The 21,471-nt window shown below is 51.6% G+C and carries 21 protein-coding genes, 1 pseudogene and 1 other annotated feature; of the genes and pseudogenes, 6 read left to right on the plus strand and 16 right to left on the minus strand.

Going from position 1 to position 21,471, the window contains the following annotated elements; all coding sequences use genetic code 11:
* Positions 1 to 62 precede the first annotated feature (62 nt).
* Positions 63 to 386 carry an HI1450 family dsDNA-mimic protein gene (locus tag BJJ97_RS15600; protein WP_010275303.1) on the minus strand — a complete coding sequence of 108 codons (324 nt, stop codon included), beginning with the start codon at positions 384 to 386 and terminating at the stop codon, positions 63 to 65.
* Positions 387 to 441: 55 nt separating this feature from the next.
* The gene (cls, locus tag BJJ97_RS15605; RefSeq protein WP_095699423.1) at positions 442 to 1,902 is read right to left on the minus strand and encodes a cardiolipin synthase; all 1,461 of its coding nucleotides are present in this window, start codon (positions 1,900 to 1,902) and stop codon (positions 442 to 444) included.
* 195 nt (positions 1,903 to 2,097) lie between these two features.
* Here cls and BJJ97_RS15610 point away from each other — a divergent pair, with 195 nt between their 5' ends.
* On the plus strand, positions 2,098 to 2,274 hold the full coding sequence (locus BJJ97_RS15610) for a YciY family protein (protein WP_085996914.1): 177 nt from the start codon (positions 2,098 to 2,100) through the stop codon (positions 2,272 to 2,274).
* 87 nt (positions 2,275 to 2,361) lie between these two features.
* Here BJJ97_RS15610 and BJJ97_RS15615 read toward each other — a convergent pair whose 3' ends face one another.
* Both BJJ97_RS15615 and BJJ97_RS15620 read right to left on the minus strand, forming a co-directional pair.
* The gene (locus tag BJJ97_RS15615) at positions 2,362 to 4,035 is read right to left on the minus strand and encodes a Tar ligand binding domain-containing protein (protein WP_095994518.1); all 1,674 of its coding nucleotides are present in this window, start codon (positions 4,033 to 4,035) and stop codon (positions 2,362 to 2,364) included.
* Positions 4,036 to 4,166: 131 nt separating this feature from the next.
* Positions 4,167 to 4,463 (minus strand): YciI family protein, encoded by a 297-nt coding sequence (locus tag BJJ97_RS15620; RefSeq protein ID WP_095994519.1) that lies wholly within the window; start codon positions 4,461 to 4,463, stop codon positions 4,167 to 4,169.
* A gap of 264 nt (positions 4,464 to 4,727) precedes the next feature.
* On the opposite strand from BJJ97_RS15620, the gene tonB reads away from it, so the two are divergent.
* The gene (gene tonB, locus BJJ97_RS15625; protein WP_010275290.1) at positions 4,728 to 5,486 is read left to right on the plus strand and encodes a TonB system transport protein TonB; all 759 of its coding nucleotides are present in this window, start codon (positions 4,728 to 4,730) and stop codon (positions 5,484 to 5,486) included.
* Between the two features lie 156 nt (positions 5,487 to 5,642).
* Here the strand turns inward: tonB and yciA are convergent, their stop codons facing one another.
* The 3 genes from yciA to BJJ97_RS15640 form a co-directional block, all read right to left on the minus strand.
* On the minus strand, positions 5,643 to 6,065 hold the full coding sequence (gene yciA / locus BJJ97_RS15630; protein WP_039480896.1) for an acyl-CoA thioester hydrolase YciA: 423 nt from the start codon (positions 6,063 to 6,065) through the stop codon (positions 5,643 to 5,645).
* 19 nt (positions 6,066 to 6,084) lie between these two features.
* Positions 6,085 to 6,654, minus strand: a complete 570-nt coding sequence (locus tag BJJ97_RS15635; protein WP_095699426.1) for a septation protein A — start codon at positions 6,652 to 6,654, stop codon at positions 6,085 to 6,087.
* A 199-nt stretch (positions 6,655 to 6,853) separates the two neighbouring features.
* The gene (locus tag BJJ97_RS15640) at positions 6,854 to 7,606 is read right to left on the minus strand and encodes a YciC family protein (RefSeq protein ID WP_095994520.1); all 753 of its coding nucleotides are present in this window, start codon (positions 7,604 to 7,606) and stop codon (positions 6,854 to 6,856) included.
* 350 nt (positions 7,607 to 7,956) lie between these two features.
* Here BJJ97_RS15640 and ompW point away from each other — a divergent pair, with 350 nt between their 5' ends.
* Positions 7,957 to 8,589, plus strand: a complete 633-nt coding sequence (gene ompW / locus BJJ97_RS15645; RefSeq protein ID WP_095994521.1) for an outer membrane protein OmpW — start codon at positions 7,957 to 7,959, stop codon at positions 8,587 to 8,589.
* A gap of 212 nt (positions 8,590 to 8,801) precedes the next feature.
* On the opposite strand, the gene BJJ97_RS15650 is transcribed toward ompW, so the two are convergent.
* The 7 genes and pseudogenes from BJJ97_RS15650 to BJJ97_RS15680 form a co-directional block, all read right to left on the minus strand.
* Entirely contained in the window at positions 8,802 to 9,533 is a 732-nt protein-coding gene (locus tag BJJ97_RS15650) for an oligogalacturonate-specific porin KdgM family protein (protein WP_095994522.1), read from the minus strand.
* Between the two features lie 385 nt (positions 9,534 to 9,918).
* Positions 9,919 to 10,725, minus strand: coding sequence for a tryptophan synthase subunit alpha (gene trpA / locus BJJ97_RS15655; RefSeq protein WP_095994523.1), 807 nt, complete (start codon positions 10,723 to 10,725; stop codon positions 9,919 to 9,921).
* On the minus strand, positions 10,725 to 11,918 hold the full coding sequence (gene trpB / locus BJJ97_RS15660) for a tryptophan synthase subunit beta (protein ID WP_174866331.1): 1,194 nt from the start codon (positions 11,916 to 11,918) through the stop codon (positions 10,725 to 10,727). Before trpB ends, trpA begins: the two co-directional genes overlap by 1 nt.
* 13 nt (positions 11,919 to 11,931) lie before the next feature.
* Complete coding sequence (gene trpCF, locus BJJ97_RS15665; RefSeq protein WP_095994525.1) at positions 11,932 to 13,299, minus strand: bifunctional indole-3-glycerol-phosphate synthase TrpC/phosphoribosylanthranilate isomerase TrpF; 1,368 nt, start codon at positions 13,297 to 13,299, stop codon at positions 11,932 to 11,934.
* A 7-nt stretch (positions 13,300 to 13,306) separates the two neighbouring features.
* Positions 13,307 to 14,304: pseudogene (gene trpD, locus BJJ97_RS15670) on the minus strand (anthranilate phosphoribosyltransferase).
* Positions 14,305 to 14,387: 83 nt separating this feature from the next.
* Positions 14,388 to 14,966, minus strand: coding sequence for a glutamine amidotransferase-related protein (locus BJJ97_RS15675; protein WP_095994526.1), 579 nt, complete (start codon positions 14,964 to 14,966; stop codon positions 14,388 to 14,390).
* A complete protein-coding gene (locus BJJ97_RS15680; protein ID WP_095994527.1) occupies positions 14,966 to 16,534 on the minus strand; it encodes an anthranilate synthase component 1 in 1,569 nt (522 codons plus the stop codon). Before BJJ97_RS15680 ends, BJJ97_RS15675 begins: the two co-directional genes overlap by 1 nt.
* Before the next feature lie 31 nt (positions 16,535 to 16,565).
* Positions 16,566 to 16,670 (minus strand) — a sequence feature (Trp leader region).
* Between the two features lie 201 nt (positions 16,671 to 16,871).
* Between BJJ97_RS15680 and rnm the strand changes: the two genes are divergently transcribed.
* The 3 genes from rnm to rluB all read left to right on the plus strand — a co-directional run bounded on the left by rnm (position 16,872) and on the right by rluB (position 19,609).
* The gene (gene rnm / locus BJJ97_RS15685) at positions 16,872 to 17,756 is read left to right on the plus strand and encodes an RNase RNM (RefSeq protein WP_167385201.1); all 885 of its coding nucleotides are present in this window, start codon (positions 16,872 to 16,874) and stop codon (positions 17,754 to 17,756) included.
* Between the two features lie 169 nt (positions 17,757 to 17,925).
* A complete protein-coding gene (locus tag BJJ97_RS15690; RefSeq protein WP_039480865.1) occupies positions 17,926 to 18,546 on the plus strand; it encodes an L-threonylcarbamoyladenylate synthase in 621 nt (206 codons plus the stop codon).
* A 178-nt stretch (positions 18,547 to 18,724) separates the two neighbouring features.
* Entirely contained in the window at positions 18,725 to 19,609 is an 885-nt protein-coding gene (rluB, locus tag BJJ97_RS15695) for a 23S rRNA pseudouridine(2605) synthase RluB (protein WP_039480862.1), read from the plus strand.
* Positions 19,610 to 19,815: 206 nt separating this feature from the next.
* Here rluB and cobO read toward each other — a convergent pair whose 3' ends face one another.
* The gene (gene cobO, locus BJJ97_RS15700; RefSeq protein WP_039480859.1) at positions 19,816 to 20,406 is read right to left on the minus strand and encodes a cob(I)yrinic acid a,c-diamide adenosyltransferase; all 591 of its coding nucleotides are present in this window, start codon (positions 20,404 to 20,406) and stop codon (positions 19,816 to 19,818) included.
* Positions 20,407 to 20,424: 18 nt separating this feature from the next.
* Positions 20,425 to 21,186, minus strand: coding sequence for a YciK family oxidoreductase (locus BJJ97_RS15705; RefSeq protein ID WP_095994529.1), 762 nt, complete (start codon positions 21,184 to 21,186; stop codon positions 20,425 to 20,427).
* Positions 21,187 to 21,471: the final 285 nt, after the last annotated feature.

The raw sequence follows: 21,471 nt of genomic DNA on the forward strand, positions 1-21,471 counted from the left end.
TCGGCTATCGATGTAAAAAAGGCGTCTCCTGCGGGAGACGCCTTACTTTTAAGTAAGCGGAATTACTCTTTCCACAAAATGTGGCAAAGTTTGTGGTCTTTTTCCCGGCAAATCAGCACGCGGGCAAAAATATCCGTAATTTCTTCACCGTCTTCTTCGGCCAGCCCAATCACGACTTCGGCAAAAAAGTCAGGATTCAGGTCAAAATCAACGTGCTCGGCCCAGTCTTCAGCAGGGTCGAATAACTCTGCACCACCGCGCTCTTCAAATTGCAGGTTGAATAGCAGAATATCTGCCGGATCGAGGTTATCAGCCGCGAGTTCCAAAAAGATATCGTAGGCCTGTTCCAATGCTTCGTCTTCGGTCAGGCGATTATTCAAATCCATAACGTCATTCCTGTTAATTCCCAATAGCCTTATTAGAACACGGGAAAACGCGTATTTATAGCAGAGGGCTGAAAAAGTAGAACAGCCGCTCGACGATGCGTTGCCAGTAAGGGCGATTTTGCCACTGCGTCGCGTTTAACAGGCGTGAACGGGCGATGTAATCTTCCTGTACGCAGGCTAAATCGCTGCCGAACCCGGCATCGTCAATCACCAACGTAATTTCAAAATTCAGCCACAGACTGCGCATATCCAGATTCACCGTGCCGACCAGGCTGAGTTGTCCATCAACCAGTACGCTTTTGGTGTGCAGCAGCCCGTCCTTGAATTGATAAATTTTTACGCCAGCGGCCAGCAGTTCCGTGAAGAATGCGCGACTGGCCCAGCCGACCAGCACGGAGTCATTTTTGTGTGGAACGATAATGCTGACATCGACCCCGCGCTGAGCGGCGGTACAGATGGCGTGCAGCAAATCGTCGCTGGGCACGAAGTAGGGGGTCGTCATGATCAACTGCTTACGTGCCGAATAGACGGACGTCAGCAGCGCCTGATGAATCATTTCTTCCGGGTAACCGGGGCCAGAAGCAATAACCTGAATGGTGTGGCCGCTCTCCTGTTCGAACGGCATAACGTTAACATCCGGCGGCGGCGGAAGCAGGCGCTTGCCTGTCTCCATTTCCCAGTCGCAGCAGTAAATAATCCCCAGCGTGGTCGCTACCGGGCCTTCAATACGCGCCATCAGGTCAATCCATTGCCCAACGCCAGCATCTTGTTTGAATAAACGGGGATCGACCATGTTCATGCTGCCGGTATAGGCAATACGGTTGTCGATCAGGATGATTTTACGGTGCTGTCGCAAATCCATGCGGCGAAGGAAAGCACGGAACAGATTCACTTTCAGGGCTTCAACCACCTCGATCCCGGCGGTGCGCATCAGCTCGGGGTGATGCTGGCGGAAAAATTGTACGCTGCCGGCAGAGTCCAACAGAATACGGCAGTGTACCCCGCGTCGTGCCGCGGCGATAAGGGAAGAGGAGACTTGCTCAACCAGACCGCCGGGTTGCCAGATGTAGAACACCATTTCGATGTTGCTGCGTGCGAGTTCAATATCACGCAATAACGCTTTAATGGTGTCATCAAACGTGGTCATTAACTGCAACTGGTTGCCTTTTACGCCGCCAACCCCTTGCCGTCTCTCACACAGCTGAAATAAAGAGCTGGCGACTTCACTATTTTCCGTCGCGAAAATACGGCGATATTCTTTTAATTCGCGTAGCCATTTTGCCGTTGATGGCCACATTTTGCTGGCACGTTCGGCTCGGCGTTTGCCGAGATGGAGCTCGCCAAACGAAAGATAAGCGACAATACCGACAAGTGGCAGAATATAAATCACCAACAGCCAAGCCATCGCAGAAGGCACCGCCCGACGTTTCATTAAAATACGCAGGGTCACACCTGCAATCAGCAACCAGTAGCTAAAAACCAGTAACCAACTTATTACAGTATAAAATGTCGACATAAAAGCAGCACAGTTCCCTTCTGCAAAGAATTAACAAAGTGTACGCATAGATTTATAAAAGGGGAAATGCCTTTCCTCTGAATAAAATAGCGTAGCGGGCTAAGAAGAGAATGGCGGAGAAAGGGATTCACTGATTGTCGCCGCGAATGAGGGGGGTATAATGCCCCGCGCGAGTGTATTAACAAGAGTCGCATAATGAAACGCAGTCGGAATGAAGTGGGTCGCTGGCGGATGTTACGTCAGGTCCAGCGTAGAAGAAGTCGCTGGTTAGAGGCTCAATCACGTACGTATCGTCATATTCGCTCTGCCCGTTATCTGCAACAAAAGCAGCAGCGACGGGCATTGCTCTATGCGGTAACCTACGACTGGTAAGCCAGTGAGGAAAATAGCGACCCGAGGTATGGTCGCTATTTTTTTATCACATGGTTTATTACGCTCTGAGTTTATTCCCTCATCGGCTCATCCCATTACTGGAATGCGCTGTGCCATTTCTCTCTGATCGATCATCGGGTTAATGTCATCTTCCGTCGAGGGTAGGATGAACAGCGATACCGACGTATTTAAGCGTTCCGTTTGCTCCAGCAGTGAAGCGAAGGTGTGTGCGGAGGCTTCAACCTGTCCCGCATTTTCTCTGACGGTGTCGTTCAGCGTGCTGAGCCGGGCGGTGACTTCATGGATGCTCTCGTTCTGCTGGTGTGATATTTCCGAAATCTCGCTCAGAAACGTGCCCGTGCCTTTCGCGGTCTGAATGATGTGTTGCAGGCTGTCATTCAGTTTGTTCACCAGTCGCGTTCCGGCGGTGACGCTGTTATCAGAATCACGAATCAGCACATTAATATTTTGTGCAGAATGGCTGCTTTGCGAGGCCAGCGTGCCAACTTCCCGCGCGACAACGGCAAAGCCGCGTCCCATCGTCCCAGCTCGTGCGGCTTCAATGGAGGCGTTCAACGACAGAATGTGCGTCTGGAACGCCACGTTCTCAATCATCCCAATCGCTTCCGTCATCTCACGCGTTCTGCCTGCAATGTCTGACATCGCCACCTTTACGTCATTCATCATTGTCTCACCCTGAGTGGCGATTTTACTGGTGTCTTCCGCGTGCAAATTGGCCTGTTGGGTATGCTGGGTATTTTGTTCCAGATGTTGGCTAAGCTGAATAATATGTTCTGTGGTGACTTTGAGCTCGTGGGATTGGCGGTTTGCCTGTTCGGAAAGCCGATGGTTATCTGCCGCGACCCGATCGACCTGCGTCACCATATGGTCAACGCCTTGGCGAACCTGATTGACCAAGGTCACCAGACCTTCCTGCATTTGAATGACGCTAGCATTAAGCTGTTCAACTTCGCGTGTACCGCGCGTTTTTGTATTGACCGCATGCGAAAGGTCACCCGCGGCGATCAGTTTTAAATGAGCGATGATGTGCGTCAGCGGACGAATAATGATCCGACTCACGCCAATCCACACGGCGATGGCGATCGCCAGCAAGAGCCCCAGAACCGTAATGAAAATCGTTTTTGCGTTATCGAGAGAGGATAAAAATTGTTGGCCATGCTGCTTTTGCAGCGCATCGGTATCTTGCAGATAGTGTGAATACTTCTGGGTAAAATCGCTTTGGTATGCCTGTACCGGAACGGCAAAGAAAATATCGATCTGATTCGTGGTCTTTATTCCCTCGGCCAGCTCGACAAGCCCGGAATAAAGCTGGCTATAGCTCTTTTTCAAATCGATAAAAGCCGCGGAGTCCGCTTCAGCTGTTGTGACCGTCCCCAACAATTGGTAGTGCTCCTGCGCCTGTTTTAGAGACACTTCCGCCTCATCCATCAGGCTGTGCCAACTGCCTTCAGACCCCGTTTCTTTGTCTACTAACAGATAAATGCCCGCGCGGTTGAGCTTATCGCTGGCACTCATCACTTCCATCCGCGCTTTATCCATTAAGGCTTGTTGCTGGCGAAGGCTCTCGTTAGCGGAAATATCCTGCCGAACCTGAGTCATCGTTTGCGAAATGACGCCGACGGAAACCAATTGCAGTAAAGAAAATAACCCAATGATCAATAACAATCCGGAGAGAATACTGAGGCGATGACGGCGGCGGATAGTAGCAACTCCGTTTTGCAAAATCGCAGGCATTAACATGATTGCTGACCCTCTATGAATGAATAGCGGTCAAACTATCACTGTTAAATGACTAAAATATTTCAGCTTTTAGCGGGGGCGAAAAGGGTCATGGTTTTTTAGTACAACCATGACCTGTATCAAGGGAACCCTTAAAACACTTTCTTGAATGGTTTCACGCTGACGTTTTTATAGACGCCTGCCGCGATGTAAGGGTCGGCGTTGGCCCATGCCGTTGCCTCATTCAGCGATGTGAATTCGGCGATAATCACGGAGCCGCTAAAGCCAGCCTGACCGGGATCTTCGCTGTCGATAGCAGGCAAAGGGCCCGCGGTAATCAGTCGACCCTGATCACGCAATGCCTGTAAACGGGCAAGATGGTCCGGTCTGACCGACAGGCGTTTTGCTAATGAATCAACATTATCTTCAGCATAAATGACATAGAGCATAGCGACCTCACAGGTGGGAAGGTACCCTTTATCGTTTGGGGTGCCGGGTTTGAGACCCCAGCGGTCAAACGCTATCGGGTAAGAGAAACGAGTTTATATCATCATACGTGATGTTGTTTGAAGACAATAGTACGAGGACAATAGGTTGATTTGCCAGAGTAATCCCCCACGATTTCTGTTTTTTTAACAATTCCACGGGTTGTTATTGAATATGATTGCTATTTGCATTTAAACTTGGGCGGCATAAGAGGATAAAGACAGACTATGCCGCAAAAAAAGTTCTTTTTGACCCGCCGTTACTCATGGCCATTCATACTTTCAGTCGGTTTTCACGGTTCACTGATTGCAGGTTTGCTGTACGCATCATTTAATAATTCAATCGAATTACCGCAGGAATCTAAGCCCATCAGCGTTGTGATGGTGAACCCTGCGGCCTATGAAGCGGCACCTGCTGCTAAATCTGCCCCGGAGCCAGAGCCGGTTAAGCAGCCCGAACCTGAGCCGGAACCGATTCCAGAACCGGAGCCATTGCCGCAGCCGGTTCCTATGCCATTACCTGAACCAAAGCCCAAGCCGCCGAAACCTAAACCGGAGCCTAAGCCGGTGAAGAAGGTTGAGCAACCGAAGCCGGTTAAACGGGAACCGACGGTTGAAAAACAGCCGCCTTCGCCGTTTACCAGCACAGAGCCAACGCGTAATGTGACGAATGCGCCAGTGAAGCAGGCTCCGGCACCCGCAGCAAGCACGCAGTCAAGCGGGCCACGTCCGTTGAGCCGCGCACAGCCTCAGTATCCGGCTCGCGCGTTTTCTCTGCGCGTTGAAGGGCGGGTAAAAATGCAGTTTGATGTGGACGAGTCTGGGCGCGTGGACAACGTGCGCGTGCTTTCTGCTGAGCCACGTAATATGTTCGAGCGTGATATCAAACAAGCCATGCGTAAATGGCGTTATGAAGCGGGTAAACCGGGCAAAGATTTGGTTGTGACCATCGTCTTTAAAATTGACGGCGGGGCGGCAGTCGAATAATTCACGCCGATATGAAAAAGAAACGGGGCGCCATCTGTGTAGATAGCGCCCCGTTTTCGTTATGTCTTTATATCAGGTAACGATATATCTGGTAACAATGCATCCGGTAATAATTTAGGCACTTGCGCCAGCGAATGCTGAGTCTGATGCCAGACGTTACTCGCTTGGCGTGAAGTTGCTTTTACCCGCAGGCAACTCACGCGGATGGCCTTCTTCATCTACGGCGACGTAGGTGAATAACGCTTCGGTAGCCCGATAGCGCTGACCAATCGGCTCAGAGGAGACTTTCTTCACCCACACTTCAACGTTGACGTTGATAGAGCTGCGGCCCGTGCGTAAGCAACGTGCATAGCAGCAAACCACATCGCCGACGGCGACAGGCTTTAAAAATGACATCCCATCAACCCGTACGGTAACGACACGCCCTTCGGCAATTTCTTTCGCCAGGATCGCGCCGCCCATGTCCATTTGTGACATCAGCCAGCCGCCAAAAATATCGCCGTTCGCATTGGTATCGGCTGGCATTGCCAGCGTGCGGAGAACCAGTTCGCCCTGTGGTAACACGTTTTGTGTGCTCATTGTGTCTATCTCGCTTTGGCTATTGCTGCTGTTCGCTTTTTTCTTCTTCTGACTTTTCCTGATCGTTAGGCAAGTGACGATAGATATAAACGCCACAAATCAGCGTAAACAGCAGCGTCACACCGGTCAGACCAAAGACTTTGAAATTAACCCAAACGTTTTGCGGTAACCAGAAAGCAATATAGATGTTAACCAGCCCACACACCAGAAAGAACATGGCCCAGGCGAAATTCAGTTTCCCCCAAACGGGCTGCGGCAAGGTTAACTCTTTACCCAGCATTTTCTGAATCAGGGTTTGTTTCATTACAAACTGGCTAACCAGCAGGGCAATGGCGAACAAGCCGTAGATGATGGTGACTTTCCACTTGATAAACAGGTCGTTATGGAACACCAGCGTTAGCGAACCGAAAACGACGACCATGGCAAAGGTGACCAGCGTCATTTTCTCTATTTTACGATACATCACCCAGGTGACCACGAGTGACAGCGCCGTTGCCGCAATCAGTGCACCCGATGCGATATAGATGTCATAAAGTTTATAGGCCGCAAAAAAAACGACCAACGGTATAAAATCAAGAAGTTGCTTCATTATGTCAATCCATCACTCAACAGTGTCGTAATCATAACCCGCGAGAGTTATCCGATAGCTCATGCCATTATCCTTTATTGTGGAACACCATTCCCGAGATATTGTAATAATTTGCAGAAAATTACGATTGGGTAGATAGCGAACGGGGATCTGGCGGAACCTATGCCACCAGAGCGATGGCATAGGCAGAGAGCGGCAGTTAAGTGCGCAGCAGCATATAAAGGCGGAACAGATAAATGAGCAGGATCGCGGAGATCAGGTTGCCCAAGCCGTTCAGAACCACGCCGAGCACGGTCGGTGAGGAAATCGGTAACTTCGACACGATCAGCAAAATAGCGATTTTAGCCAGTAGCCACATCACGATGGCAGGCGCGGTTGCACGCAAGTTACCGTAAGCCAGTTTGGTACTCACTTTAATCGCATTGAAAATCCCGCTTTTTTCCGTAACGACAATCACGGGTGACAAACTCAGCGCAATAGCGAGCAGCACGCCAGGAATGATCAAAAGCATCATGCCAAGCTGGATGAGCAGGGTGCACAGCAGGATCAGGATAAGCAGACGCAGTAAAAAGGGTGCAGAGGCGCCAATTGCTCGCAGTGCACTGGTGCGCTGTCCGTCAGAAACCAGCTGGATCAGCATCAGAACCCCGCCCGTCAGCAGCGCATTGCCCACTAACGCAGCAAAGGTGCCTGCTGCCGACATTTTCAGTAACACGGTTTGTTGTTCCGGCGTCATCTGCTGAATCATATCCATCAAGCCAGCTTCGACAGAAGATGACAGATCGCTGCTGGAACTGCTCAGAATCTGTAACTCGTCTCCAGAAGGCGATAGTGCATGATTCAGTATGACAGTAATGAATGCCGTCAACAGTGACATCATTAAGATGCTGATGAACTGGTTGCGGGTGAAATTCATTGTGTCACGGTACAACGTGTTAGCCGTGATAGGCATGCAGGCTCCTTGAAAAAAGATAAATCGACAGAGAGAACTTAACTCCCAATTGTAACCTGTTAATTCGCGCTGTGGCACCCCGTCAACGATGCAATGCTGCTTTTCCCCTCACTATGAGGTCAGTGCGGCGTGGTTGCTCATAATGGCGCTCATCGCCACCTGCGGCGCATTTGATGTCCTTACGTCACTATTGATCTAGATCAATTTCATTAATTTTAATGAGTTAGCGATAAATGATTCAGTTCAATTTAGGTCTAAAATCTTTAAAAGATGTGATCTGGCTTAAAACAAGAATACCTACTTAGGGGTATATTTCGCTCGAAATTTAAACCCTATAAATGGAGTGGGTAATGAAAAAGACATCTTTCTTATTGTTGGCAGCGGCGCTCATGCCTGCATTGGCGCAGGCTCATCAAGCGGGTGATTTCATTGTTCGGGCGGGTTCAACAACCGTACGGCCTGCTGAAAGCTCGGACAACGTACTGGGTTTAGGTGAGTTTCAGGTGAGTAACAATACTCAACTGGGTCTGACGTTTAGCTACATGGTGACGGACAATATTGGGGTTGAATTACTTGCCGCCACGCCGTTCAAACATAAAGTCGGAACACCGGGAACGGGGACTATTGCGGAAGTTAAACACCTGCCGCCTTCACTGGTCGCGCAGTACTATTTTGGTGATACTCAAGATAAATTACGTCCCTATTTAGGTGTTGGCCTGAATTACACCCTGTTCTTCGATGAGAAATTTAATGATACGGGGAAAGGTGCAGGGCTGAGCGATCTGAGCCTGAAGAATTCCTGGGGTCTTGCTGCGCAGGCAGGATTGGATTACAACCTGGATAAAAACTGGCTGCTTAATATGTCCGTGTGGTGGATGGATATTGATACTGATGTGAAATTTAAAGCCGGTAACGATCAGCAAAGCATCCATACTAAACTTGATCCATGGGCCTTTATGTTTGGCGTAGGCTATCGCTTCTGATTGTTAATTTGATTTGATGTGAAGAATAAAAAATTTCCGGGAGAAATTTTTAACGTTGCGTTAGCAACGGCCCGTAAGGGTGGCGGCCATGGATGGCACGCCATAAAAAAACGGCGACGTGAATAACGTCGCCGTTTTTATAGACAGGAAATAACAAACCAATAAAGAGAACGCTATTTTTATTACAGCAATTATCTAGATGGCGTTAGCCATTAGAAATTGTATTGTACGCCAACACGGTAGCGAGTTTGACGCTCGTCAGTGTTTTTGCTGCCAACAACGTTGCCGACTTCAGCATAAGGCGTCCAGTTTTTGTCATATTTATACGCTAACTTAACGTTGTGAGTCAGGCCATAGTTGTCGTTGTCGGCAATGTAACCAGGAGCTCCAGCTTTGGTCTTCTTGTCGTATTCAAATTCGTATTCAACCACAAAGTTCGCAGGCAGTTTATAACCCAGCGTACTGGTGATGGTGTAGCCTTTAATATCGGTAGGGTTCGCAGCTGTACTGGTATTACCGATGTTGTTACTTTTACGCAGGTAAGATGCACGGTAGCGCAGACCATAGTATAAGGAATCGGTAATGTTGGCCGTGCCTTTGAGGTAAGGACGGTAATTGTTATCGTCTGAAGTGGTAACCATGTTTAAGCCGGCTTCCAATCCAAAAGTTTTATCGAATTTGTACTGATAGCTGGCGGTCACTTCAGTACCGTTGCTGACCGTTTCGTTATACGGTTTATTTGGGGTGGTATCATTTTTTGATTGACCCCATTTGCCTTCCAGTGACAAGCCAAAACCGTTGTCAAAACGGTGAGACATCAGCAGGCGATCTTTATGATCGTTCTTTGCCGAATCATTCATTTCATGACGATAGTCAATCGTCACAGCCATGGAGCTTAAGCTGATTAAGGAGGTTACCACCATCGTCAATATTTTAACTTTCATTTTATTATCCCAAGTCAAAGAGAATTATTATTTAAAAACGCGCTGCCACTTTTGTTCAGCGATTCCATTCTATTTATTATTTCTTACAGTAATGTGAACAAGATCGTTAAAAAGAGAAAATTTTAAATGATCTCAGTTCTGTGATTTTCTTCGTATTTTATTCGTGGGATTTATGCGGTTTAAAAGTTAAGGGGTAATTAATTTATTTTGTTGATGCGGAATTAAATAATTATTTCAATTTGAAAACATTTCTTACAATTATAATAAAGTGGAAACTAAATAATAATTGAAGATGCTTCGCGTTAATTAAATAAGAAATAATTTGAAACATTATTCGGCGCGCGATAGGACTTGTGTGAAGCACAAATCGCGCGCCTGAAACGTGTTATGAACGCGTAGCCGCTTTCATTTCACTCACAAAGGCGTGTAATTCTGACAGCATGACGTCGGGCTGGTTCAGATTTTTTTCGATAATCCGTACGATCGCGGAGCCAGAAATGGCACCCGCGGCACCTGATGCTAACGTTTCCCGCACTTGAGCAGGATCGGAAATGCCAAATCCTTGCAGCGGGGGGGCTGCATGATACGCGTTCAGTTTGGCAACCAGATGACTCAGCGGCAGTTGCGCACGCTTTTCTGCCCCAGTCACGCCCGCACGTGACACTAAATAGGTGTAGCCGCGGCCATAAGAGGCGATCTCGCGCAGCAGTTCATCGTCAGCATTGGGTGGACAAATAAAAATGGGGGCAATGCCGTGTCGCATCGCAGCTGTACGGAACGGTGCAGACTCGACCACTGGCACATCTGCCACTAAAACTGAATCGACACCAACCTGCGCACAGCGCTGATAAAATTCATCAATACCGTTGCTGAAGACCAGATTGGCATACATCAGCAGGCCAATCGGGATTTCCGGGTATTTTTGACGTATGGCCGCCAGCATTTCGAAGCATTGGTCTGGTGTGACACCTGCTGCAAAGGCGCGCAGGTTGGCATCCTGAATGGTCGGGCCATCCGCCAACGGGTCAGAGAAGGGCACGCCCAGCTCCAACGCATCGGCACCGGCTGCAATCAGCGTGTCGATAATTTTCAGGGACTGCTCGGGAGAGGGATCGCCCAGCGTAACAAACGGAACGAACGCGCCTTCTTTTTTCTCTGACAGGCGGTTAAATAACTGTTGATAGCGTTCCATCAGATTTCTCCCCGATCTTTCAAAATATCGTGCACGGTAAAGATGTCTTTATCACCACGGCCGGACAGGTTGACCACCAGCAGTTGCTCTTTTTCCGGTTCCGCTTTGATCATCTTCAAGGCGTGCGCCAGAGCGTGGGAGGATTCCAGCGCGGGAATAATCCCTTCACCGCGGCAGAGCGCTTTGAAAGCATCCAACGCTTCATCATCGGTAATTGAGACATAGTCGGCGCGACCAATGCTGTTCAGATAGGCGTGCTGCGGCCCTACGGACGGGAAATCCAGCCCGGCAGAAATAGAATAGGACTCTTCAATTTGCCCGTCAGACGTTTGCATCATCGGAGACTTCATACCGAAATAAATACCCACGCGGCCGTGTTTTAACGGTGCGCCGTGCTGCCCGGATTCAATGCCCAAGCCGCCCGGCTCAATGCCGATCAGACGGACATCGGTATCATCGATAAAATCAGCGAACATCCCAATCGCGTTAGAACCACCGCCGACACAGGCCAGTACTGCATCTGGCAAACGACCTTCTTTTTCCAGGATCTGCGCTTTGGTTTCCTCACCAATCATGCGTTGAAACTCGCGCACGATAGTCGGATAAGGATGCGGGCCAGCGGCCGTTCCCAGCAGATAGTGTGCTGTTTCATAGCTGCCGGACCAGTCACGCAGCGCTTCGTTGCAGGCATCTTTCAGCGTGGAAGAACCGCTGTGAACGGGAATTACTTCTGCCCCCATCAAACGCATGCGGAACACGTTCGGCGACTGGCGCTCAACGTCTTTGGCACCCATATAGACGCGGCATTTCAGGCCGAGCAGGGCGCAAGCCAGCGCCGTTGCGACACCGTGTTGGCCCGCCCCGGTTTCGGCGATGATTTCGCTTTTACCCATGCGTTTAGCCAGCAGCGCCTGTCCGAGTACCTGATTGGTTTTGTGCGCACCGCCGTGCAGTAGATCTTCGCGTTTCAGGTACAGCTTAGTTTTCGTCCCAGCGGTCAGGTTTTTACACAGGGTTAACGCTGTCGGGCGACCCGCGTAGTTTTTCAATAGATCGGTAAATTCGGCCTGAAACTCAGGATCTTTTTGTGCGCTGACGAAAGCCTCTTCCAGCTGGCGTAGCGCCGGGATGAGGATCTGCGGAACAAACTGTCCGCCGAATTCACCGAAATAAGGGTTGAGTAATGTCATAATTTTCCCGTCTGTTTTAGTGCTGCGGTTGACGTAATGTCGCAAAAACCGCAGCAATTTTATGTGAGTCTTTTTTTCCCGGTTCGCTTTCTACCCCGGAATTGAAATCCAGTCCTGCGCAACCTTGCTGTGCTGCCAGTGCGCAGTTATCGCTATTCAGGCCACCGGCCAACAGCACGTTATCCAATGACTGATTCGCCAGCAGCGACCAGTTGAAGGTTTTACCGCTGCCGCCCTGACCGTTGTCAAACACGTAGCGATCGACGTGGGCGAGATTGCGCTCAGGCAGGACATCCTCGATGCTCAGCGCTTTCCAAATCTGGCAAGCCGCCGGTAATTGCTGACGTAGCTGGTTGATGATCTGTTGATCTTCATCGCCGTGGAGTTGAACGGCTGCTAATCCCAACTGAGTCGTGATAGCAACGATGTGTTCGACAGGCGCATTGCGGAAAACACCGACATAGCGCAGTGGGGCACCCGTCATAACGTCGGCGGCTTGTTTGGCGTCAACATAGCGTGGGGAACTGGCGACAAAGATTAAACCGCCGTAGAGCGCACCCGCTTGATAGGCGGCCTGTGCATCTGCTGCACGCGTTAGTCCACAAACTTTGTTCTCACCCAGAATAACGCGACGTACCGCGCCGTTCAGATCCGGCTCAGACATCAGTGAGCTGCCGATCAGGAAGCCCTGAGCAAACGCGCTGAGTTCACGAATCTGTGCCTGGCAGTTGATACCGGATTCACTGATCACGGTGACGCCTGCGGGCAGACGCGGTGCGAGCGTCCGGGTACGGTTGAGGTCAATAGAGAGATCGCGCAGGTCGCGGTTGTTGATCCCAACGACGCGTGCTTCGAGCTGAATGGCCCGCAGCAGTTCTTCTTCATTACTGACTTCTGTCAACACGCCCAGCTTCAGGCTGTGCGCTACTTCGGCCAGTTGCTGATACTGCTCGTCGTCCAGCACGGACAACATCAGCAGAATGGCATCGGCCTGATAGTAACGAGCCAGATAGATCTGGTAGGGCGAAATAATAAAGTCTTTGCACAACACCGGCTGATGTACTGCCGCGCTAACCTGCGGCAGGAAAGCAAAATCGCCCTGAAAATACTTCTCGTCGGTCAAAACGGAAATGGCAGACGCGTAATCTTTATAGACCTGGGCTATCGCTACCGGGTCGAAATCATCGCGAATCAATCCCTTCGACGGTGAAGCCTTTTTGCATTCAAGAATAAAGGCGGGCTTATCTTGTTTCAGCGCCTGATAAAAGTCGCGCTGGCTGGGAACGATCTCATGCTGAAAAGAGGCCAGCGGCTGTGCTTTTTCTCGTTCCGCAACCCAGAGCGCTTTATCACGCACAATTTTATGTAATACGGTTTCCTGCATGGTTCCATTATCCTCTGGCGGACAGGGCGATAACGCGCTGATAAGCCTGTCCACTATGAATGACTTCAAGCGCCTGTTGCGCATTCTGGCGCAGATCTTCTTGTCCGAATAATCTCAGGAGCAGCGCAACGTTGGCGGCAACCGCAGCGGCGTGCGCGCGTTCACCTTTACCTTGTAGCAGTGACGCGAGAATGTCACGATTTTCTTCTGGCGTACCGCCTTGTAATGCCGACAGCGGATACGCATCCAGACCGAAATCGCGGTGCGTCAGTTCGTAAATTTCGATCTCGCCATTGTTCAACTCAGCAACCTGCGTCGGTGCATGAAGCGCGACTTCATCCATCCCGCCGCCGTGTACGACGGCAGCACGTTGGTAGCCCAACACCTTCAGCGTTTCGGCGATAGGGCGAACCAATTCGGGCTATACACGCCAATCAGCGCCAGCGGCGGGCGAGCGGGGTTAACCAACGGCCCCAGCACGTTGAAGACGGTGCGTGTTTTGAGCTGCTGACGAACTGGCATGGCATGACGGAAGCCCAGATGGTATTGCGGAGCAAACAGGAAACACACGCCCAGATCGTCCAGCGCCTGACGGGAATCCTGCGCGCTCATATCCAGCTTAATACCGAAAGCGGAGAGCAAGTCGGAGGAACCGGAACGGCTGGATACGCTGCGGTTGCCGTGCTTGGCGATTTTCAGGCCACAGCTGGCAGCAACGAAGGCACTGGCCGTCGAAATGTTGATGCTGTTGGTACCGTCGCCGCCTGTGCCGACGATATCGGCAAATAAATAGTCAGGGCGTGGGAACGGCTGCGCATCGGCCAGCAAGGCCGTGGCGGCGCCGGCGATCTCATCGGGATGCTCGCCGCGCACTTTCATGCTAATCAACGCCGCTGCCAGCTGGCTGGCTTCCAGTTCACCGCGAATAATGGCACCAAACAATGCCTGACTTTCCTGACGGCTGATAGGGTTCGCGCCGTATAATTTTTCCAATATGTGTTGCATGGTCATGACATCCTGAGCAGTAGACGGTTCCCGGGTCTTAGAAGACGGTTGTGTAGCAGACAGTTGCATAATCGTATCCCTCGTTAAGCCAACGCCCAGTCCAGCGTTTGTTCCAGCAGTCGAGCGCCGTGCGTGGTCAGAATCGACTCAGGATGGAATTGAAAACCGCAGACGCGATCCGCATCGTTTCGCACGGCCATGACCATCGTGTTGAAGTGTGCGTTGACGGTCAGCGTCGAAGGAATGTTGCTGCCGACCAGCGAGTGGTAGCGGGCAACGGGCAACGGATGCGGTAAACCGGTAAACATGCCGCTGGCATCGTGATCGATGGCTGACGCTTTGCCGTGCAGGATTTCACCCGCCTGACCGACATGGCCGCCGTAGGCTTCCACGATGGCCTGATGGCCGAGGCAAATGCCGATGATCGGTAACTGACCGCGTAAACGTTGCAGCAGTTCCGGCATACAACCTGCTTCTGCCGGCGTGCCGGGGCCGGGGGAGAGCATCAGGATCGGTTTTTCCATTTGCTGTAACCGCGCGATGATGACGTCGGCAGGCAGATGGTTACGGTAAATCACGACCTGATGACCGCTGGCACGCAGCTGATCCACCAGGTTGTAGGTGAATGAATCGATATTATCGAGCAGCAGGATGTCGGCCATCAGAAAATCTCCTTTGCATGGTGCGCACTGGCAATGGCTCGCAGTACGGCCCGAGCTTTATTACGCGTTTCGTCGGCTTCGGCCTGAGGGTTAGAATCCAGCACCACGCCCGCACCGGCCTGAACGGTGGCAATACCATCTTCGACATAGGCGGAGCGAATGACGATGCAGGTGTCCAGATCGCCGTGAGCGGTGAAGTAGCCCACCGCGCCGCCGTAGCTGCCGCGTCGGGTTTTCTCACTTTCGGCAATCAGCTGCATGGCCCGGACTTTCGGTGCGCCGCTCAGCGTGCCCATGTTCATGCAGGCGCGGTAGGCGTGCAGCACATCTAAATCTTCACGCAATGTGCCCACTACACGGGAGACCAGATGCATCACAAAGGAATAGCGGTCAACTTTGGTCAAATCAGCAACGTAACGGCTACCCGGCTGACAGATGCGCGCCAGATCGTTACGGGCTAAATCGACCAGCATCAAATGTTCAGCCAGCTCTTTATGGTCGGTACGCATTTCCAACTCAATGCGGCTATCGAGATCGCGATCCAGCGAGCCATCGGCACGGCGACCGCGCGGGCGGGTACCGGCAATGGGGTAAATTTCGATTTGGCGGCTGTCAGCATCGTATTTCAGCGAGCTTTCCGGCGAGGCACCGAACAGCGTGAAGTCCTGATCCTGCATGTAAAACATGTAAGGGCTGGGATTGCTATCCTTCAGCGTTTGGTAGGCGGCCAGCGGTGAAGGACACGGCAGAGAGAAACGACGTGACGGCACGACCTGGAAAATTTCACCGATGCGGATGGCTTCTTGCATCTGACTGACGACTTCCCCGAAGGCTTCATCGCTCTGGTTGCAGCTCAGCGTCATATCTTCGATGGACTGACGCGGCAGCGCAGGCGCGGGTTGGGTGAGCTGAAGTTGCAGCTGTTCCAGACGCTGTTGCAGACGCTGCTTTTCGCTATGGTTCGGTGTAAACAGGCTGGCTTGCAGTGCGGTCACTCGTTTTTGGTGGTCAAGCACCAGCAGCGTTTCTGCCAGATAGAAGCAAAAATCTGGGCAACGCTGCTGCTGGCTCAGCGCAGGTAATTCTTCAAATCCTGCGACCAGATCGTAGGCGAACAGGCCGCCGAGGAACATGGCTTCACGCTCGTCTGTCGGGCAGGCGACGAGCGTCAAAATCTGGCGTAAGGCATCAAACACGGACAGCGAACGCAGGCGAGCATCTTCGTCCTGCATGGCGTCTGCCAGTGGGAACGTGAGTTCACGACCGTTCGGACGCGGTTGATTGATAATCTCCACCGGCAGCGCGGCATCCAGAAGCGGCAGGAGGCTGGCACCGTTTGCGGTTAATGCCTGAATGGAAACCTGCTGACCCAGTGCGGTGATGCGCAGTGCGCTATCGACGATTAACAGGCTTTTCAGGTTTTGCTTGCTGTCGATTTCAGCCGACTCTAACAGCAACGTTGCCGGTCTGGCACCGCAGAGTTGATGGAAGATGGCGCTGGGGTCGTTACGATAAACGGCCTCGATACGCAGCAGTTCCAGTTCCAGTTTAGGTTGTGTTGTTTGCATTCTTGCTACCCGTTTAATGTTGTGCCCATCAAATAAAAAGCCCGCTTAGTTAAGCGGGCCTGGGAATATCTGCATGTGTGATAACAGCGATGCGTGATTAGTCCACCCGCGATAGGGAAGCGCGCCACCAACCATGTTTCATCATTTTCTGCGTTGCCATTATCATCATCTCACTGTTTATATACTGTCTGCGTACCGAGCTTGCGTACTAGTTAACTGGTTCGGCGATAAAATGTCAACACCTTCAATATGATTATTTTATTACTCAGGGAAACGGCGGGCATTACCATTTGCTTCCTATTAATGGCATCATGCGGCCTTCGCATTATTCTTGTTAATGGATAGGCTTGTGCCAGAAGATTCTCAACCGATATCGTCATTTCCACTTTATGATTTGCATAGCCATACCACGGCATCTGATGGCCTTTTAACGCCGACGGCGCTGGTCAGTCGGGCGGTAGACATGCGGGTGAGCGTGCTGGCCATTACCGATCACGACACGACGGCTGGACTTGACGAAGCGCAGAATGCGATTGCACAGCAGGGGTTGCCGCTGAGGTTGATTCCCGGCGTGGAGATCTCCACGCTGTGGGAAAATCATGAGATCCATATTGTCGGATTGGGGATGGATATTGCACACCCAGCGTTAACGGGGTTGCTGCAACAGCAGGCAGCGTGTCGGCAGAGTCGGGCGGAACAGATTGCGGCTCGACTGCAAAAAAACCGTATTCCCGATGCGCTGGCTGGCGCACAGCGTCTGGCGACCGGAGGGCAGATTACACGTGCGCATTTTGCGCGTTATCTGATCGAACTGGGTATCGCGGCGAATATGAATCAGGTGTTCAAAAAATATCTGGCGAAAGGCAAAATCGGCTATGTGCCACCGCAGTGGTGCACCATTCCGCAAGCGATTGAGGCGATTCATCAATCCGGCGGTGTGTCGGTGTTGGCGCATCCGGGGCGCTACGATTTGACAGCCAAATGGTTAAAGCGTCTATTAGCTACCTTCTCAGAAAGCGGCGGGATCGCGATGGAAGTGGCGCAATGCCAACAGGCACCGGATGAGCGTACGCAGCTGGGGCGCTATGCGCGCGACTTCAACCTAATGGCGTCGCAAGGATCGGATTTCCATCTGCCGTGCGCCTGGATTGAGCTGGGCCGCAAGCTGTGGCTACCTGCCGATGTCGAACCCGTTTGGCATCATCCCGTGTTGGTAGACTAGCGGTGCATAGCCGTGTTGATGCCATGTCGTTCTTTTTGAAATAACAAATTCATGGAATAACAATCTTTTACCATCAACACGTTCTATAATAATCCTATTACACTATTTGCACGATGAAGCGGGTTGGAATGCACAACGCCGCGAAATGTCAGACGTACGAGGTAGGGTCATGAGCCAGTTTTTCTATATTCACCCACAGAATCCACAGCCGCGATTGATCAATCAGTCGGTGGAATTTTTGCATAAAGGTGGGGTGATTGTTTATCCAACGGATTCCGGTTACGCGTTGGGCTGTATGTTGGGCGAAAAGAACGCGCTGGAACGCATCTGCCGGATTCGCGATCTTGGGAGCGATCATAACTTCACGTTGATGTGTCGCGATCTGTCCGAACTGTCGACATATGCCCATGTTGATAACTCGGCTTTCCGGTTGATTAAAAATAATACGCCGGGTAATTACACGTTTATTCTGAAAGCGACGAAAGAGGTGCCTCGCCGCTTAATGAATGAAAAGCGTAAAACCATCGGCCTGCGCGTGCCGTCTAATCCTATCGCACTGGAGTTGCTGGCCGCGCTGAATGAACCGCTGATGTCGACCACGCTGATGTTGCCGGGAAATGATTTTGCCGAATCCGATCCCGAAGAAATTCAGGACAGATTGGGAAAACTGGTGGATTTGATAATTCACGGTGGCTCACTGGGTCAACAGCCGACGACGGTTATCGACTTGACCGAATCCGTGCCGCGCGTCGCCCGTGAAGGCACCGGTGATGTCACGCCGTTCCTATAAGTGCAGCGACGAGCGGTAACAATGGGAATACAAATGGCGCGAAGATCGGTATAATCGCGCCAGTTTTTAATACGACGAACGATTTTTACGTACACACTATTTTTACGTAACGTGCTGAATTTTATCAGCAGTTATGACTCCCCCCGACGCCTGGGAAGGCGACACTAGAGGTTGCTCAATGAGCGAAAAGTTACAAAAAGTTCTGGCGCGTGCCGGACATGGCTCACGCCGCGAAGTTGAAGTTATCATTCAGGCTGGACGCGTCAGCGTTGACGGTAAGATTGCCACTCTGGGCGATCGCGTTGAAGTGACGAAAGCCACCAAAATCCGTATCGATGGTCATGTGGTTACCGTTAAGGAAACCGAAGAGTCCGTGTGCCGCGTACTGATGTACTATAAACCGGAAGGTGAGTTGTGCACCCGTAACGATCCTGATGGCCGCCCGACGGTCTTTGACCGTCTGCCAAAAATTCAGGGCTCTCGCTGGGTTGCAGTAGGGCGTCTGGATGTCAACACTTCCGGTCTGCTGCTGTTCACGACCGATGGTGAGTTAGCCAATCGCCTGATGCACCCAAGCCGTGAAGTTGAGCGCGAATATGCCGTGCGTGTCTTCGGTGTTGTTGACGACGAAAAGATCAAACAGCTGAGTAAAGGTGTACAGCTGGAAGACGGCCCTGCATCATTCCGCACTATCCGCTATCAGGGCGGTGAAGGTCTGAACCAGTGGTATAACGTGACGCTGACCGAAGGGCGCAACCGTGAAGTTCGCCGTCTGTGGGAAGCGGTTGGCGTGCAGGTTAGCCGCCTGATTCGCGTGCGCTACGGCGACATTTCGTTGCCGAAAGGTATTCCGCGCGGTGGCTGGACAGAAATGCCGTTGGAACAATTGAACTATCTGCGTGAATTAGTGCAGCTTCCGGCAGAAACGGTATCGAAACTACCGGTTGAGCGTGAGCGCCGTCGGGTGAAAGCGAACCAAATCCGTCGTGCAGTAAAACGTCACAGCCAGCTCAACAGTGCTCCGGCGCGCCGTACCTCGCCAAAGTCGAAGCGCAACGGTTAATATCGTTATTCCTACGCTTCACGGGCAGCCTTCGCTGCCCGAATAGGTTGTTATTTACCGAATGAAAACGGGCGTAACGGAATAGAAGAGTAAAGCGTTTGCGCCAGGGATGGCGCAATCCGAGCTTACATGGACGTACTTGCAGCGTCTTTACGATCTATCCGTTACTCCCGCGCACCGGCCTTTGTCAGCAATAAGGCTAACGACTACCAGTCAATGCCTTGCTGTGCCTGAATCCCGTTATCAAACGCGTGTTTTACTGGACGCATTTCCGTCACAGTATCGGCCATTTCCAACAAATCACGATGGCAACCTCGTCCGGTAATAATGACCGTCTGCCCGGCAGGACGCTGTTTCAATGCGGTGACAACGTCACTTAAATCCAGATAATCATAGCTAATCATATACGTCAGTTCATCCAACACGACGAGGTCGAGCTGTGGATCGGCCAACATGCGTTTGCCATGCTGCCAGACGTGCTGTGCCGCTTCGGTATCCGTCTGGCGATTCTGTGTATCCCAGGTAAAGCCCGTCGCCATGACTTGAAATTCCACGCCGTGTTGTTGCAGCAGGTTCTTCTCACCGTTTGGCCATTCGCCTTTAATAAACTGGATCACGCCTGCCCGTAATCCGTGGCCTATCGCTCGCGTGACGGTACCAAACGCCGCCGTGGTTTTTCCTTTCCCGTTACCGGTGAAGACGATCAGGATACCGCGCGTTTCATTTGCGGCGGCAATGCGGGCGTCGACCTTTTCTTTCAGGCGCTGTTGGCGTTGCTGGTGGCGTTCATCGCTCATCGTGCGTGTTCTTCTCTATTATTCGGCTGGACCGGCTTTTCTGCCCGGCTGCGCGTCAAAACTCATCCCCGTCTTGCGGCGACTGTCATCGCCCATTAGGTAGAGATACAGCGGCATAATATCTGCTGGCGTTTTCAGTCTCATCGGATCTTCATTGGGGAAGGCCGATGCACGCATTCCCGTACGTGTTCCGCCAGGGTTGATGCAGTTCACGCGCAGATTTTGTGAATGGTATTCTTCGGCCAGCACTTGCATCAAGCCTTCTGTCGCGAACTTGGATACGGAATAGGCTCCCCAGCCGGCGCGACCTTCGCGGCCCACGCTGGAACTGGTGAAAACCAGAGAGGAGCAAGGCGATTTCAATAATAGAGGCAGCAGCGCCTGTGTCAGCATAAAGGTTGCGTTGACGTTGACCTGCATAACCTGATGCCAGATTTCCGGCGTTTGCTGTGTGATAGGGGCAATTTCCCCGAGTAATCCGGCGTTGTGGAGAACCCCATCCAGATGCGGCACAACCTGCGCCAGTTCGTCAGCCAGTTGAAAGCACTGCGCGGAGGATAAAGCCAGCATATCGCAAACAACAACATGCGCTGGCGTACCGTGATCCTGCTCGATCTGCTGTTTAACCGACTGAAGTTTACTTTCTGTCCGCCCTAATAAGATGACGTGTGCGCCGTAGCGGGCGTAGGTCAGCGCAGCTTCCCGACCGATGCCGTCGCCCGCACCGGTGACCAGAATGATGCGGTTTTGCAGTAAATCGATTTTAGGTTGGTAATGCACAATGAATTCCTCTTGCCGTGGCGCAAAACAGCCACGCTTCAGATAATAGACCTGCCATCGCGTGTCGGCACGACGATATGCGTCAGTCGTGCCGCTCGGAACGTCAGATAACGGCGCATCCGGGCAGGGTGAATGGGGGTGTTATGCCTCAAATATCGTATGTTTTCAATGAGACTGCCTCTATTTATCCCCGTGCTGTTGTAAAAAGCAGCAACAGGCGTAAAAACCGCAGGAATAACATCGCCATATTGCGTGCCATCAGTTAGGTTATAGGAAGGGAATGGC

The sequence above is a fragment of the Pectobacterium polaris genome (genome assembly GCF_002307355.1).
Classification (GTDB): Bacteria; Pseudomonadota; Gammaproteobacteria; order Enterobacterales; family Enterobacteriaceae; genus Pectobacterium; species Pectobacterium polare.